Source organism: Streptomyces sp. NPDC014006 (genome assembly GCF_043088925.1).
Lineage (GTDB): Bacteria > Actinomycetota > Actinomycetes > Streptomycetales > Streptomycetaceae > Streptomyces.
On record NZ_JBICAJ010000010.1, the window covers coordinates 148,617 to 162,379 of the forward strand.

Below are 13,763 nucleotides of genomic sequence, written 5' to 3' on the forward strand. Positions count from 1 at the left end.
GGGGGGCGCCCCCCGCGCGGGGCCGCCGCCGGCCCGGGGGCCCGCGGGGGCGCCCCCCCCCCGCCCGGGGGGCGGGCGGGGGGGGGGGGGGGGGGGGGGGCCGGGGGGGCCCCCCCCGCCGGGCCCCTGCCCTGCCACCGCCCGGATCCTCGTCCGAGCGTCGTCCTGATCTCCGCTCCGTCAGGCGAGTGCCGCCTGCAGCGTGGGGCGGCACTCGATGACCGTGTCGATGGCGACGAGTTGCAGGGTGCGCAACACGGGACCCGTCGGTGCCGCCAGGCGCAGCCAGCCACCGGCCCCGGTGAGCGCGTTGTGGGCGGTGAGAAGGATGTTGATGCCCGTGGAGTCCATGAACGTCACCTCCGCCAGGTCCACGACCACCCTGGGGTGGGCGGTCCGTGCCGCGTCCAGCGCCTCCCTCAGCTGCCTGCCCGTGTCGTGATCGATCTCGCCCGCCACGGTCAGCACCTGGATGTCCGCAGCGGTCGACGATTCGACCGACAGACCGCTCCGACGCTGTGCGGGCCCCCCGTGTTCGCCGTCGTCTCCGGGGTGCGCACGTCTTTCCTCTGCCATGCGGGCGATACTGGCATACCTGTGCCCCGGCCGAAACGCCTGGTCCGGCGCCGGGGCCGCGTGCGGGTCTGTGGGCCGAGAGAGGGGTGTCAGGCGCTGTCCGGGCGTGGGTGGGTACGCGAGGGGTGTGAAGCACGGAGTGAAGGCGGTCAGGGTGGATTCGGTCCCGTGGGGTGACGGTGGTGTGATAGTGGATGCGCGGATCATGCGGACCACGGTGGCCCTGGGGGGGAACAGCGCGCGGATCGCCCAGGCCCGGCATTGTGCGGCGGCCTTTCTCGCGCGGATGCGGACGGACCATGGGGTGCCGGTCTCGCAGCGGGCACTGGATGTGACCCAGTTGGTGGTGAGCGAGTTGGTCACGAACGCGCAGAAGTACGCACCGGGCCCCGTCACGATGGACCTGAGGATCGTCGACGACCTGGTCGAGGTGGCCGTCTCGGACTCCGATCCGACCCTGCCGGAGGCCCGGACCGCGGACGCGGGCAGGGTGGGACAGCACGGCCTGGAGATCGTACGGGCCGTCGCCCAGGCGTTCGACGTGCAACGGCAACCGGTCGGCAAACGGGTCACCGCTCGCATCGCTCTGTACGACGGCGCCGCCGACCGGACCTGAGCGCTTCCGCGAGCGCCCTGTACCTTGGCACCCGTAGGTGTTCGATCAGGTGCGATGAGGGCGAAGTGAGGTTGATGACCGCGCTCGCGGCCACCTCGTGCGGCGTCCGGGTCTCCCTCAGGTCCCGGGCCGTGGCCTGACCCGCCCTGACCGCCCTCGCCGGGAGCGTGAGCCCGCGAGGAGCCCGCCCGGACATCACCTGGAAGGGAACGTCCTTCACCCTGCGCAACCGAATCACGCGTGCCGAGACCAGCGCCGACGTCCCAGCCGTCCATGACATCGACCTGGCCGCGTTCGAGACCGGGTTGGAGGCCGCCCTCGTCGACGCGCTGCGCGCGGACTCGTCCTGGATCGAGTGCCTGTCCCTCGTCTGCGCGGACGACACAGGACTTCTCGTCGGGCACGCGCTGCCGACCCGCTGCCACATCGGTGACGTGCCGGCCCTGGCCCTGGGACCGGTGGCCGTGCGGCCCGGGCAGCAGAGGAGCGGCGCGGGCTCCGCGGTCGTGCGTGCGGCGCTCGCGGCGGCCCGGGACAGGGGCTAGCGCCACGTCGTCGTCCTGGGGCACCCCGCCTACTACCCCCGGTTCGGCTTCACCCGGGCCTCGGCCCACAACATCCGCCTGACGATCGAGGTCCCGGACGAGGCACTCATGGCACTCGCCCTGGACGCCGGCCACCCCCTGCCCGGCGGAACCGTTCACTACGCAGCCCCGTTCGGCATCTGACCGGCGCCGGGAGCCGTGACGGCCCGGCGCCTGGATGGAGGCGCCGGGGCGGGGTGATCAGGCCTGAGGCGAGTCGAGACCGAGCTCGTGGTTCTTGATCGCCTCACGGACGGCGCCCACGAAACCGTTCCAGAAGCGGTCGGCGTAGGGGCTGTCGGCGCTCGGCACGCCGGCCGTCGTCCTGCGCTTGGCCGCGCCGGAGAAGTCGCCGAACATCGCCTTGCGCAGGGCGGTGGACATCTCCATCTGGGCGCCGGCGCCGGTGCGGGTGCGATTGACGATGTTGGCCGGGTCGTCGCCGTTGATCGGGTCGGTGGCGCCGGCGAAGACGACGGTCACGTCCCAGTCGGGGTTTCCCGTGTTGGTGGTCAGGCCGTGCCTCGTGAAGGCGGCCTTCAGGTTCCGCTTCAGGCGCTCGTCCCGCCCACCGATGTTGATCTTCTTCACGGTGGTGTCGTCGAAGCCGTGCAGGGATACGGCGTACAGGTTGGCGGTGGTGACGGCGAGGGCGGCCGGGTCGTCGCAGTGGGTCGACGTCACATGCTGCGAGGAGGAGTTGGCCAGGGCCTCGAACATCCAGTAGTCCCGCTGCGTCTCACCCGGCACGGCCGCGCTCGCGGGGTCGGTGTTGTAGTCGAAGGGGGTGTACCCCGCGATGGCCATGCACAGCTCGCTGGTACCCGACTCGATCCCGCCGCCGTGCGGCGCGATCACCGCGGTGCTGCTGACGGGGCTGCTCGTGGTGCGGGCATTGTCGGTGATCTGAGCCGGCGCGCCGAAGCGGAACCGGCGCATCCAGTCGGTGCCCTCCTTGTCCGCGGTGAGGGTGTACAGCTCGGTGTTGGAGCCGTACTGGTCGGCCGCGGCGGCCGGCGTGGCGCCGTTGCCCATCACGGCGTTGAGCGTGGGCACGGCCGCGGCGACGGCGGCGACGGAAGCGAGGACGGTGCGTCTGCTGGTGTTCTTCACGCCGGTGATCCTGCACCATGGCCCGGCAGGCGTCGACGGGGGGTGGCACCGCTCGGCGCACCGGACTCCGAGCCGCCTGACGCCCGCGGCGGGAGACGGCTCTGTCACCCCGTCAGTCTTCGGCCACCTGGGAGAGAGCTTCCGTGATCATGCGGGTGGCGAAGTCCTGGTCGTCGGTGATGCGGTTGATGTGCTCGGCGAGCAGGAACGCGGTGGCTTCCAGGGGCGTCAGCTCCGTCTCGGTCCAGTAGCCGTACTGTTTGCGCCACAGGCTGGGGCTCAGACCGGTGCCCGCGGCGACGACCAGGCCGGCCATGGTGGGGATGGCCTCGGGGCGCACACTCTTGGTCATCATGCGCATCGAGGCGACGAGGCTGGGCACCACGCACTCGATGACGTCCTTGCCGTGGTCCTCATAGGCCATCCTCAGCCACTGCATGAACATGTAGATGAGGGTGCAGGCGCCGTCCAGCAGGTCGTCGACGCCATCGGGGCCCAGGGAGGCGGCGAACTGGTCGACGAGCGCCTGTTGTTCGGGGTCGGTCCGTGTCCTGCGGTCGTAGACGGCCTTGAGCCGGGAGTCGACCATCATGAGCGCCGCACCCACATCGCCGGCGGGTGCGCGCAGGGGATCACAGGGTGACGACACGGGACTTCCTCCTCGTGCGACCTCGGTGGGCAACTGCGCCGTGTCCGTACAGTAGACCGCCGCCGAGTCGGGGGGCGGGCGAATCCGGGATCGGCCGCGCCGGCAAGGCGTGACCGAGCCTGCGCGCGCGTCGCGTCAGTTGTCCGGTGTCCAGGCCGCCACCAGGGCGAGCAGGCCGGCGAAGCGGGCGGTGAAGACGTTCCCGAACTCCCGCTGCTGCGGGGCCAGTCGGCCCACCTCCACGCAGTCGCCGTCCGCCACGATACGGCTGATCAGGTGCCGGGCACCTGGCGGGCACGGCCGCTCCAGGCCCCGCCGAGGGTGCCCCGCGTCCAGGAGTGAGCCGTAGCGTGTCGATGCCACCCGCGTCGAGGTGGTCGTAGGCGAGACGCGCCTGGTCGATCCCGGAGTCGGTGACGACGCGGCCGAGCCTGACGGTGTTCGCGACCGCCCCGGTCGGGGTGGACGTGGAGGAACTGGTCGCGCCGGCGGCCATCCTGCGGCTCTGCGCACCCCCTGATCACCGCGACCGTCAGTTGGTCGGGGCCGGGTCGCCCCGACCGGGCACCGATGTAGGTGTGCGCACCCTGTTGACACCCCTCGCCGGCTTCCTATCATCAATCCCTGTCCGCGAATACGACCAACGTTCGATATATCGACCATCTGTCTCATGACAGGTGCATGACCGGCTCCCTTCGCCCGGCGGCTGACTCCGCCCCCCACTCATCCCAGGAGACCGTGCATGTCTTCCCCCTTCACCCGCTCGAGGCAGGGCTCGCTCGCGCTGTTGGCGCTCGCGCTGGCCCTGGTCACCGCCCTGCTCGGCGGCCGCGCCTCCGCCGACGCGCAAGCCGCGGCCGCCGGCACGCGCCCCTGCGACCTCTACGCCTCCGGGGGCACCCCCTGCGTGGCCGCGCACAGCACGACCCGCGCCCTGTACTCCGCGTACGGCGGCCGCCTCTACCAGGTCAAACGCGCCTCGGACGGCGCCACCCGCGACATCGGCGCGCTCGGCGCGGGCGGCTACGCCGACGCCGCCGCCCAGGACTCCTTCTGCGCGGGCACGAGCTGCCTCATCACCGTCATCTACGACCAGTCCGGCCGCGGCAACCACCTCACCCAGGCACCGCCCGGAGGGTTCTCCGGCCCTGCCGCCGGCGGATACGACAACCTCGCCGAAGCGTCCGCCGCGCCGGTCACCGTAGGCGGCCACAAGGCATACGGCGTCTTCATCGCCCCCGGCACCGGCTACCGCAACAACCACACCAGTGGCATCGCGACCGGAGACCAGCCGGAGGGCATGTACGCGATCCTCGACGGCAGCCACTACAACGGCGGTTGCTGCTTCGACTACGGCAACGCCGAGACCAACAGCCGGGACAACGGCAACGGCACGATGGAGGCCATCTACTTCGGCAACATCAAGGTGTGGGGCTACGGAACCGGCAACGGCCCCTGGGTGATGGCCGACCTGGAGAACGGCCTTTTCTCCGGCGTCAATCCGGGCTACAACGCGAACGATCCCAGCGTCAGCCACCGGTTCCTCACCGCGATCGTCAAGGGCGGCTCGAACAAGTGGGCCATCCGCGCCGGCAATGCGCAGTCCGGCGGACTGTCCACCTACTACAGCGGACCGCGCCCCAACGCCTCGGGCTACAACCCGATGAAGAAGGAAGGCGCCATCATCCTCGGTATCGGCGGCGACAACAGCAATGGATCCGCCGGCACCTTCTACGAGGGAGTGATGACCTCCGGTTACCCGTCGGACGCGACCGAGAACGCCGTGCAGGCCGACATCAACGCGGTCGGCTACACGGCCCCCGCACCGGCCGGCGGCCTCACGGCGGGCGCCAGGGTATCGCTGCGGGCCACCACGTCCTGCTGCACCGGCGAGTACCTCCGGCACGACAGCGCGGACAGCAACGCGGCCATCTCGGCGGTGTCGTCCTCCAGTTCCTCCGCCGACAAGGCGGCCGCCACCTGGATCGTGCGGGCCGGTCTGGGCGACGCCTCCTGCGTCTCCTTCGAGTCCGCCGACAAACCGGGCCAGTACCTGCGCCACTACGACTTCCGGCTGCGCGTCGACACCATCGACAGCAGCGCGCTGTCCCGGCAGGACGCCACGTTCTGCCCGCAGGCCGGTCACAACGGGCAGGGCGTGTCGCTCCGGTCCGCCAACTACCCCGGCGACTTCGTGCGCCACTACGAACACGCCGTCTACATCGCCGGTGACGGAGGATCCCACGCCTGGGACAACGCCGCACTCTGGGCCGACGACACCAGCTGGGCCGTAACCACCCCCTGGGCCTGACGCGTACCCGGGGCGGGTGGGGGCACTCGGCCGGGGCCCCCACCCGCCCCCGCGAGCCGCGGAGGGCCCCGACGGAGGAGGTTCCCGTGTGCCGCCTGTTCGGCCTCAGCAGCGCTCCGCGACGGACGTACGCCACCTTCTGGCTCCTGGACGCCCCCGACAGTCTCAGCAAGCAGAGTCACCGCGACCCCGACGGCACCGGCCTCGGCCACTTCACCGCCGACGGCACCCCCCGCGTCGACAAGGCACCCATCGCGGCCTACCGCGACCGCGCCTTCGCACGGGAGGCCCGGCAGGAGGAGTCGGCGACCTTCATCGCCCATGTGCGCTTCGCCTCCACCGGCAGCCTGGACGTCCGTAACACCCACCCCTTCGAGCAGGCGGGGCGGCTCTTCGCGCACAACGGGGTGATCGAGGGCCTCGACGCACTCGACGACCACTTGGGGGAGGACCGCTCACTGGTCCGGGGCGACACCGACTCCGAGCGCTTCTTCGCCCTGATCAGCCGGGAGACCCGACGACACGACGGGGACGTCACCACCGGCATCCGGCAGGCCGCCCGCTGGATCGCCGCGCGCCTGCCCGTCTACGCCATGAACCTGATCCTCATCAGCCCACAGGAGCTGTGGGCACTGCGCTACCCGGACACCCACGGCCTGTACGTCCTGCAGCGCCCGGCGGGCGGCCAGCACGGCAGCAGGCACCTCGACCACAGCGGCAGCGACGGCCGGATGCGCGTCCACTCGGCACCCCTCGCCGACCACCCCGCCGTCATCGTCGCCAGCGAGCGCATGGACGACAACCCGCACTGGCGCCCGATGGAGTCCGGTGAGCTCCTCCACGTCGGCCCCGACCTGCGCACCACCCACCGGGTCGTCCTGCCGGACCCTCCGGCCCACCGGCTCACCCTCGACGATCTGCATCCCGACGCGGCAGCCTCGCAGAAGGCCGCCTGATCCGTCCCTCGAACAGCCGGCCCGCCATCCGGTTCAGTCCGCCGCCCCCGGCCGGTCGCCCCGGCCCCGTCGCCCCCGCCCGGTCCGAGAGGAAGATCACGCCGGGCCAGGCCGTCTTGGCCATGGACGCGTCACGCGGTACGGTCTGTCCGAATCGACGACGGCGAGACGGAAGCCGGTGGGAATCCGGCACGGTCGCGCCACTGTGTGCGAAGCCCTGAGGAGGGGTGCTCGCGAGTCAGACCCGTGGCCGTCGTCCAGTGCACCACCGAGATGGGACGCGAACTCCCAGAGGAGGCCCCGCCATGGCCCAGCACGTCGCCCAGCCGACTGCCACCACCCCCGCTGTTCCCGCCACGCTGCCGTTGAAGGCGATCGCCCCCTGGGCGGTCTTCGCCGGCGTCCTGATGCTGGTCCTGCTGTACTTCGTCGGCGCCGAGCAGGGCGCCACCGCCGTGTTCGACGGCACGGACGTCCACGAGTGGGTGCACGACGCCCGCCACCTGCTCGGTTTCCCCTGCCACTGACGCCAGGGACGCCGCGCACCCATGAACTCCGCAACGGTAAGAAACCTTCTCGTGCGGGGCATGCTCGCCGGCCTCGCCGCCGGCGTGCTCGCCCTCGTCGTCGCCTACCTCCTGGGTGAGCCCAGCGTCGACAAGGCGATCGCCTTCGAGGGCGCCCACTCCCATGAGCACGAGATGGAGGCCGTCTCCCGGTCCCTGCAGTCCACCGCCGGTCTCGCCACCGGTGTCCTGGTCTACGGGGTCGCCTTCGGCGGCATCGCCGCGCTCGCGTACGCCTTCGCCCTCGGCCGGGTCGGCCGCTTCGGTCCGCGGGCCACCGCACTGCTGCTGTCCGGCTGTGCGCTCCTGACCGTCTACGTCGTGCCGTTCCTGAAGTACCCGGCCAATCCGCCGTCGGTCGGCGACCCCGACACCATCGGCAAGCGGACCACCCTCTACTTCCTGATGATGCTGCTCAGCGTCCTCCTCGCGGTCGCCGCCACCTTGGTGGGCAAGCGGCTCACGGCGGTCCTGGGCACCTGGTGGGCGACCGTCGTCGCGGTGGCCGCGTTCGCCGCGGTGATCGGCCTGGCCTACCAGTTCCTCCCCGTCGTCAACGAGGTGCCGAAGGACTTCCCGGCCGCCCTGCTGTGGCGGTTCCGGCTCTCCGCGCTGGGCATCCAGACCGCGATGTGGGCCGGGTTCGGCCTGCTCTTCGGCGAGTTGGCCGAACGCCTGCTGAACCCCAGGCCGGCGAAGGCCGACACCGGGCGAACGGTTCCGGCCACGCACTGACTCGTTCCGGACGACGAAGGGCCCTACGGAACTATCCGCAGGGCCCTTCGTCGCATCCGGGCCGCACTCAGCGTGGGGAAGGTGTGTCCGACGCGGCCAGGTGCCGCCCGAGCCGCAGATTCCAGCGTCCCGAGCGGCCGCTCAGCTCGGTGACGGCCAACGGCGGTACGTCGAGCCGCCAGAAGGCCGCCGCGCCCAGCCCCAGGGCGTGCACGACGGCGGCCCGAACCACCTCCGGCTCGACCACGGCGACCGTACGGCCGTCGAAGTCCCGTGCGCTGTCCAGCCAGTGGCCGACCCGCGTGCACAACTCGTGCACGGACTCACCCCCGTGCGGCGCGCTGTCGGGATCGGCGAGCCAACGGGCCACCTCCTCCGGCTCGGCGGCGCCCACCTCGTCCAGGGTGAGACCGCGCCAACGGCCCACGTCCCAGGCCCCGAGCTCCGGCGTCCGCGCGCCGTCGAGGCCGAGCGCCTCCGCGGTCTGCCGGCAGCGCACACTCGGCGACGTCAGCACGCGGGCGGCAGGGGGAAGGGACCCCGCTGCGGCCCGGGCCCGGGCCGCCCCCACGTCGTCGATCGCGTCACCGTCGTCGAAGCGGGCCTGCCGCAGCGACGGGCTCGAGGCGGGCGAGACGAAGAGAACACGGCTGGTCACCTGGCTGCTCCGGCTGTGGCGGTCATGGGTGTGGGTGCGAAAGTAGCACCCGTCCGGCGCGCGGCTTCCGCGCCGGTGCGGGCCGCACAGCCGGCGTCATGGCAGGCCACGGCAGGTCCTCAGCCCTCTGGCGCGGCTACGGCAGGTCCTCAGCCCTTGCCGGCGGGGTTACGGCGTGGCCTCGTCCAGGAGTTGCGGACCGTTGTTGCGGGTGTTGTTCACGGCGGGGGAGACGGGGCGGGCGTCGAGATGACCGCCGGCAGGCTGGGTGAGCAGGGCGCGCAGTTCCTCGGCGTCGTCGTGACGGGGGTCGAGCCAGGCGGCGTAGTGGTCCGGGGTGAGGGCGAGCGGCATGCGGGGGTGCACCCGGCCGGCCGCGTCGGTGGCCTCGGTGGTGATGATGGTGCAGGTCGTGAGCCAGGCGGCGGGGTCGTCGTCGTTGTCGACCTCGGGGTTGCGCCAGTACGCGTAGAGACCGGCCAGCGCCATGATCTGCCCGTCGGCGGGGTGGATGAAGTACGGCTGCTTGCGCTTCTTGCCGGTGGAGGCGTCCTTGACCTCGGTCCACTCGTAGAAGCCGTCGGCGGGGAGCAGACAGCGGTGCCGGGCGAAGGCGCGGCGGTACGCGGGCTTCTCGTGCACCGTCTCCATGCGCGCGTTGATCATCCGGGAGCCGACGGACGGGTCCTTGGCCCAGGACGGCACCAGCCCCCAGCGCAACGGCCGCAGCTCCCTGCGCGGGGGTGCGCCGGAGCCCTCGGCGCGAGGGGCGCGTTCCAGGACGCCGTAGACGTCGTCGGTGGGGGCGACGTTCCAGCTGGGCGCCAGGGTCTCGTCGGGCCGCCACTGCGCGACGTCGAAGAGGTGGCTGAGGTCCTGCGGACTGCGGGTGGAGACGAAGCGGCCGCACATAGAGCCACTGTGCCACGCCGTTCTGCCCGTGCGAGAGACCTGGGGAGCTGCCCGGCGCATGTCGCCGCCGCAGCCGCCCGGGCGTGTGCCGGAGGGTGCCCGCGTCGCGGCGTCACCGTGTCACCGTGTCGGCGGCTTGGTCGCGTCCCGGGCCCGTTCAGAACGGACTCTGCCGTGACCGTCCTGCCGGCACGGGGCGCGCGCGTCTTCCTGTTCCCTCTCCGTCTCCCGCGGGCGCACGCCGATTGAGGGACCGGGGGACACGCCCCTGAGCCACAATGCCCCCATGACAGATGATCACTCCCGGGCCGCGGCCCGTCCGCTGCTGCGCCGCCCTGCGGAGGGCGAGCTGATAGACGTCGCCGGTGTCGCGCACTTCTTCCGCCTGACCGGTGAGCACACGGGCGGACACTTCGCCTTCGAGGAGTTCACCCTGGCGCCCGGAACCGTCGGTGCCAGACCGCACGTGCACGACGGGCACGACGAGTACTTCTACGTGCTCGAGGGCGAGCTCACCCTCCACACAGGGGACGGGGAGGTGACAGCCGGCCCCGGGGATCTGCTCGCCGCGACCCGTGGCACCCCCCACGGCTTCCGCAACGCGGGCCCGGACACCACCCGCGCCCTGTGTCTCTACACGCCCGCGGGTTATGAGAACTACTTCCGTGACGTGCACGCCGCGGTCAGCGCCGGAGCCGAAGCAACCGACGAGCTGCTGGCCGAATTCCGCAGCCGGTACCGGACCAGCTCCTACCCTCAGCTCTGATCACCCTGACCGGAGAAAAGCCGCCCCGCACCATTCCCCTACCATGTCCGGACTCGCGGTGATGGATTTCACCGCTCCCAGCCACTGAACCCATAACGAATAAATTGGCCGAATAGATTGATATCTAGAGCGTTGCGGAAAATTCCGCGCACAAACGACAGCAGCCCGTTGATCGCGTGGCGTCAACGGCGAGTGATGCTGTGGAGCGCAGCGGGTCTGGCCGCTCTCGGACTCCTCGTCGCGCTGGAGATCACCGCGCGCCACTACGGCCAACCGGGACCGATCACCGACCAGCTGAGCGGCGTGATACTCGCGCCGAAACCGGGACCGCTGTACGGCGGCCTGGCGCTGATGATGGTCGTACTCACCTGGCGGCAGCGCTTTGTCGCCGCCGGCCTCGCGATCGGCATAGATGTCGTCTTCGTGCTCGTGCGATGGGCGGCGGGCGTCAAGATGACCGACGGGCACACCTTCGGCAACGGCGCGCTGTGGGTGATGCTGGGCTGCGCCGTCATCGCCGTCACGCGCCGCACCGGCGCCGAACGCGTCCTGCTGCTCAAGGGCGTCGGGCTGGGCCTGCTCCTGGTGGCCGGCCGCAAGACCGGCGACACCTGGCTGCTGGTCACGGCGAAGGCCCACCCGTCGGTGCTCGACCCGTATGTGGCGACCGCCGATCACGCACTGGGCAACCCGTCGTGGGTGGCAGGCAGGATTCTGGCGGCCACCGATCCGATCGGCAGCCCTGTTCTCGCCGTGATCTACGCGCAGCTGGCCGTCGCCGCGATCGTCGTCGCGCTGTACCAGCTGCGGAACGTGGTGGCAGAGCGCCGCTTCCCCCGCCACCATCTGGTGCGCACCTTCCTGGTGATCGGCCTCCTCGGCCCGGCCATCTACATGATCTTCCCGGTGGTCGGACCGGTCTTCGCCTACGGCCCGGGCGCCTCCGGCACCGGTGGCGTGCAGTGGGCCGTGGCCAATGTGTGGCCCCACACACCGCCGCAGATCACCGCGTTGCACACGGTGTCCTACGACGACCTCACGCCCCGCAACTGCATGCCCAGCCTGCACACGGCGTGGGCCACCGCGATCTTCATCCATACCCGGAAAGGCCCACGCATCCTGCGCTACGCGGGCGCGTTCTGGCTGACCGCCACACTCTGCGCCACGCTGGGCTTCGGCTATCACTATGGCGTGGATCTCGTCGCCGGCGTGGTGTTCGCGCTCACCATCGAGGCAGGACTGCGCGCTGCCGACCGTGGCTGGGACCGTGCAGGAATAGGACTGGTCGTCCACGGCACCGCGGTCTTCGCCGCGCTGTTGCTGTCGTACCGCTTTCTGCCGATGGAGATGGCCGGACACCCGGGGGTGTTCGGGCCGCTTCTCATTCTGGCGATGACCTCGGTGATCTACGGCTACGTCCGGACCACCAGGCTCTGGGAACCGACGGCCGCACCCGCCCTGCAACCGGAACCGCAACCCGAACCGGTGTGAGCGGGCGATGTCCCGGTGGGGCCCGCGCATGGGAGGGCGGCTCGCCCGGCAGGGCGGAGCGGGAACGCCTGCTGCGCGAGTGGGTGGGCTGACGGCGGCCGGGGCAGGCGCGAAGACCGGCGAAGCCTCACGCGTCAGCGGGGTGAGCGCGACGGCCTGCGCGGCCGCAAGCGGATGCGGTTCCGGCCGCGCAGGCCGTGGGACGAACCCGTGTCCCCGAGCGGCGGCCTCCTCGCGCCCGCGCTGCCGCGCTCTCCCTGCGCCGCTGGACCGCCGGCGGCTTCGAACCCGTTCCGCCGGCGCCGCTCCCCGCGCCCTCACCGACACGGACCGGCTGCGCGGTGACCGGTACACGCGCTTGCTGTGAGCCCACGGACCGACCCACCGGCACCCGCACCCTGCTGGAGGTGCTGGAGGTGCTGGAGAGCTTCCGCGCCGTCCACCGCGAACCGTGACCGGCCGGCGAAGGCATGCGCCGTGCCGTGCCCGGCCGTGGGCGGCCCGTAATCCGCTTGACCCGGTCACGGGACGACGGTGCACTGGGCCGGGACACCACGAGCCGTGGTGCCGGGATCCGGGGGAGGCCGCGGCAGCAGTGGAGATTCGTCGTACGACCGAACAGGACCTCGACGTCTTCGTCGACACCCTCCATGCCGCGTTCGGGCGCTTCCCGGAAACACCGTCGGAGGGCCGCGGGGTGTGGTGGTCGGCGCTCGAAATGGACCGCAACCTGCTCGCCGTGACGGCGGACGGGCGGCCCGTCGGCACCGCCGGTGCGTACTCCTTCGAGCTCACCCTGCCCGGGGGGACCGTCGCCCCCGCCGCCGGAGTGACCGCCGTGGGCGTCGTGCCCTCGCACCGACGCCAGGGCGTGCTCAGCGCGATGATGCGGCATCAGCTCGCCCAGCTGCGGGCCCGCGGGGAGTTCCTCTCCGTACTGCTGGCCTCCGAAGCGCCCATCTACGGCAGGTTCGGGTACGGACCGGCGACCTACACGCGGCGGCTGACGGTGCCCCGCCACCGGGCCGCGCTCGCTGCGCCCCGGGCACGGGGAACGGCCGGCGATTCGGGCACCGGCTCGGTCGAGGTGGTACGGCGGGCCGAGTGCGGTGCGATCCTGGAAGAGGTCTACGACCGGTACCGCCGCGCCCAGCCCGGCGCGCTGTCCCGACCGCACCGCTGGTGGGAGTCGGGAGCCGGACAGCCCCCGGTCTCTGTGGCGCAGCGCTACGTGGTCGTCCACCGGGACGCCGACGGTGTACCGGACGGCTACGCCAGTTACTCGCTCGGCGAGGGAGAGACCCTGACCGTCGACGAGACCATCGCCACCGACGACGCCGTCTTCACGGCCCTGGCCCGGTTCGTGCTCGGACACGACCTGGTCGCTCAGGTCGTGTTCAAGCACTTCCCGCCAGGGCACCCCCTGCGCCGGCAGCTCGCGGACTTCCGCGCCGGCGAGGTGAGCGGCGACACCGACTGGCTCTGGCTGCGGCTGCTGGACGTCCCGCGGGCGCTGACCGCGCGCGGCTGGCTCACGGACGGTGAGCTGGTTCTGGACGTCGACGACTCCTTCCTCGGCGAGCGCGGCCGCTACCTGCTGACCGTCCGGGACGGCAAGGCCGACTGCGTCCCGACGAACCGCGAGCCCGATCTGTCCCTGGACATGGGTGACTTGGGATCGATCTACCTGGGCGGCACCACCCCCAGCACGCTCGTGCGCGCCGGCCACATCCGGGCTCACCGCCCGGACGTGGCCACGCTCGCCGACGTCCTCTTCCGCGCCGAGCGCCCACCCCACTGCCTGCACTGGTTCTGACCGAGCGCTCGCCG

14 protein-coding genes, 1 pseudogene and 1 riboswitch are annotated in these 13,763 nt (G+C 71.7%); of the genes and pseudogenes, 9 read left to right on the forward strand and 6 right to left on the reverse strand.

The window, feature by feature from the left end; genetic code table 11:
- Positions 1–180 precede the first annotated feature (180 nt).
- Positions 181–576 (reverse strand): STAS domain-containing protein, encoded by a 396-nt coding sequence (locus ACF1GV_RS30345; protein WP_391686802.1) that lies wholly within the window; start codon positions 574–576, stop codon positions 181–183.
- A 205-nt stretch (positions 577–781) separates the two neighbouring features.
- Between ACF1GV_RS30345 and ACF1GV_RS30350 the strand changes: the two genes are divergently transcribed.
- Together ACF1GV_RS30350 and ACF1GV_RS30355 are read left to right on the forward strand one after the other, a co-directional pair.
- Positions 782–1,192: an ATP-binding protein gene (locus ACF1GV_RS30350; RefSeq protein ID WP_391686805.1), complete on the forward strand. Its 411-nt coding sequence runs from the start codon at positions 782–784 to the stop codon at positions 1,190–1,192.
- Positions 1,193–1,413: 221 nt separating this feature from the next.
- A pseudogene (locus tag ACF1GV_RS30355) lies at positions 1,414–1,920 on the forward strand (GNAT family N-acetyltransferase).
- 57 nt (positions 1,921–1,977) lie between these two features.
- On the opposite strand, the gene ACF1GV_RS30360 reads toward ACF1GV_RS30355, so the two are convergent.
- The 3 genes from ACF1GV_RS30360 to ACF1GV_RS30370 all read right to left on the reverse strand — a co-directional run bounded on the left by ACF1GV_RS30360 (position 1,978) and on the right by ACF1GV_RS30370 (position 3,901).
- Entirely contained in the window at positions 1,978–2,889 is a 912-nt protein-coding gene (locus ACF1GV_RS30360; protein ID WP_391686808.1) for a poly-gamma-glutamate hydrolase family protein, read from the reverse strand.
- Positions 2,890–3,001: 112 nt separating this feature from the next.
- Positions 3,002–3,538, reverse strand: a complete 537-nt coding sequence (locus ACF1GV_RS30365) for a hypothetical protein (RefSeq protein ID WP_391686811.1) — start codon at positions 3,536–3,538, stop codon at positions 3,002–3,004.
- A gap of 135 nt (positions 3,539–3,673) precedes the next feature.
- Positions 3,674–3,901: a hypothetical protein gene (locus tag ACF1GV_RS30370; protein WP_391686815.1), complete on the reverse strand. Its 228-nt coding sequence runs from the start codon at positions 3,899–3,901 to the stop codon at positions 3,674–3,676.
- Between the two features lie 379 nt (positions 3,902–4,280).
- On the opposite strand from ACF1GV_RS30370, the gene ACF1GV_RS30375 reads away from it, so the two are divergent.
- From ACF1GV_RS30375 to ACF1GV_RS30390, 4 genes are all read left to right on the forward strand, one after another.
- A complete protein-coding gene (locus ACF1GV_RS30375) occupies positions 4,281–5,849 on the forward strand; it encodes an alpha-L-arabinofuranosidase B (RefSeq protein ID WP_391686818.1) in 1,569 nt (522 codons plus the stop codon).
- A gap of 86 nt (positions 5,850–5,935) precedes the next feature.
- Positions 5,936–6,805, forward strand: a complete 870-nt coding sequence (locus tag ACF1GV_RS30380) for a class II glutamine amidotransferase (protein WP_391686821.1) — start codon at positions 5,936–5,938, stop codon at positions 6,803–6,805.
- 125 nt (positions 6,806–6,930) lie between these two features.
- A riboswitch (cobalamin riboswitch) is annotated at positions 6,931–7,074 on the forward strand.
- A 36-nt stretch (positions 7,075–7,110) separates the two neighbouring features.
- Positions 7,111–7,332: a CbtB-domain containing protein gene (locus ACF1GV_RS30385; RefSeq protein ID WP_363262896.1), complete on the forward strand. Its 222-nt coding sequence runs from the start codon at positions 7,111–7,113 to the stop codon at positions 7,330–7,332.
- A 21-nt stretch (positions 7,333–7,353) separates the two neighbouring features.
- On the forward strand, positions 7,354–8,106 hold the full coding sequence (locus ACF1GV_RS30390) for a CbtA family protein (RefSeq protein WP_391686824.1): 753 nt from the start codon (positions 7,354–7,356) through the stop codon (positions 8,104–8,106).
- Positions 8,107–8,173: 67 nt separating this feature from the next.
- On the opposite strand, the gene ACF1GV_RS30395 is transcribed toward ACF1GV_RS30390, so the two are convergent.
- Both ACF1GV_RS30395 and ACF1GV_RS30400 read right to left on the reverse strand, forming a co-directional pair.
- Entirely contained in the window at positions 8,174–8,764 is a 591-nt protein-coding gene (locus ACF1GV_RS30395; RefSeq protein WP_391686827.1) for a histidine phosphatase family protein, read from the reverse strand.
- Positions 8,765–8,932: 168 nt separating this feature from the next.
- A complete protein-coding gene (locus ACF1GV_RS30400; RefSeq protein ID WP_391686830.1) occupies positions 8,933–9,676 on the reverse strand; it encodes an SOS response-associated peptidase in 744 nt (247 codons plus the stop codon).
- Positions 9,677–9,962: 286 nt separating this feature from the next.
- On the opposite strand from ACF1GV_RS30400, the gene ACF1GV_RS30405 reads away from it, so the two are divergent.
- The 3 genes from ACF1GV_RS30405 to ACF1GV_RS30415 all read left to right on the forward strand — a co-directional run bounded on the left by ACF1GV_RS30405 (position 9,963) and on the right by ACF1GV_RS30415 (position 13,749).
- Positions 9,963–10,442: a cupin domain-containing protein gene (locus ACF1GV_RS30405; protein ID WP_391686833.1), complete on the forward strand. Its 480-nt coding sequence runs from the start codon at positions 9,963–9,965 to the stop codon at positions 10,440–10,442.
- A 195-nt stretch (positions 10,443–10,637) separates the two neighbouring features.
- Positions 10,638–11,933, forward strand: coding sequence for a phosphatase PAP2 family protein (locus ACF1GV_RS30410; RefSeq protein ID WP_391686836.1), 1,296 nt, complete (start codon positions 10,638–10,640; stop codon positions 11,931–11,933).
- Between the two features lie 595 nt (positions 11,934–12,528).
- On the forward strand, positions 12,529–13,749 hold the full coding sequence (locus tag ACF1GV_RS30415; RefSeq protein ID WP_391686839.1) for a GNAT family N-acetyltransferase: 1,221 nt from the start codon (positions 12,529–12,531) through the stop codon (positions 13,747–13,749).
- Positions 13,750–13,763: the final 14 nt, after the last annotated feature.

What these genes read in the sequence shown, in the direction of transcription:
- ACF1GV_RS30345 (WP_391686802.1), bottom strand. Translation starts at nt 576, where the DNA reads ATGGCAGAGGAAAGACGTGCGCACCCCGGAGACGACGGCGAACACGGG.
- ACF1GV_RS30350 (WP_391686805.1), top strand. Translation starts at nt 782, where the DNA reads ATGCGGACCACGGTGGCCCTGGGGGGGAACAGCGCGCGGATCGCCCAG.
- ACF1GV_RS30375 (WP_391686818.1), top strand. Translation starts at nt 4,281, where the DNA reads ATGTCTTCCCCCTTCACCCGCTCGAGGCAGGGCTCGCTCGCGCTGTTG.
- ACF1GV_RS30385 (WP_363262896.1), top strand. Translation starts at nt 7,111, where the DNA reads ATGGCCCAGCACGTCGCCCAGCCGACTGCCACCACCCCCGCTGTTCCC.
- ACF1GV_RS30390 (WP_391686824.1), top strand. Translation starts at nt 7,354, where the DNA reads ATGAACTCCGCAACGGTAAGAAACCTTCTCGTGCGGGGCATGCTCGCC.
- ACF1GV_RS30400 (WP_391686830.1), bottom strand. Translation starts at nt 9,676, where the DNA reads ATGTGCGGCCGCTTCGTCTCCACCCGCAGTCCGCAGGACCTCAGCCAC.
- ACF1GV_RS30405 (WP_391686833.1), top strand. Translation starts at nt 9,963, where the DNA reads ATGACAGATGATCACTCCCGGGCCGCGGCCCGTCCGCTGCTGCGCCGC.
- ACF1GV_RS30410 (WP_391686836.1), top strand. Translation starts at nt 10,638, where the DNA reads ATGCTGTGGAGCGCAGCGGGTCTGGCCGCTCTCGGACTCCTCGTCGCG.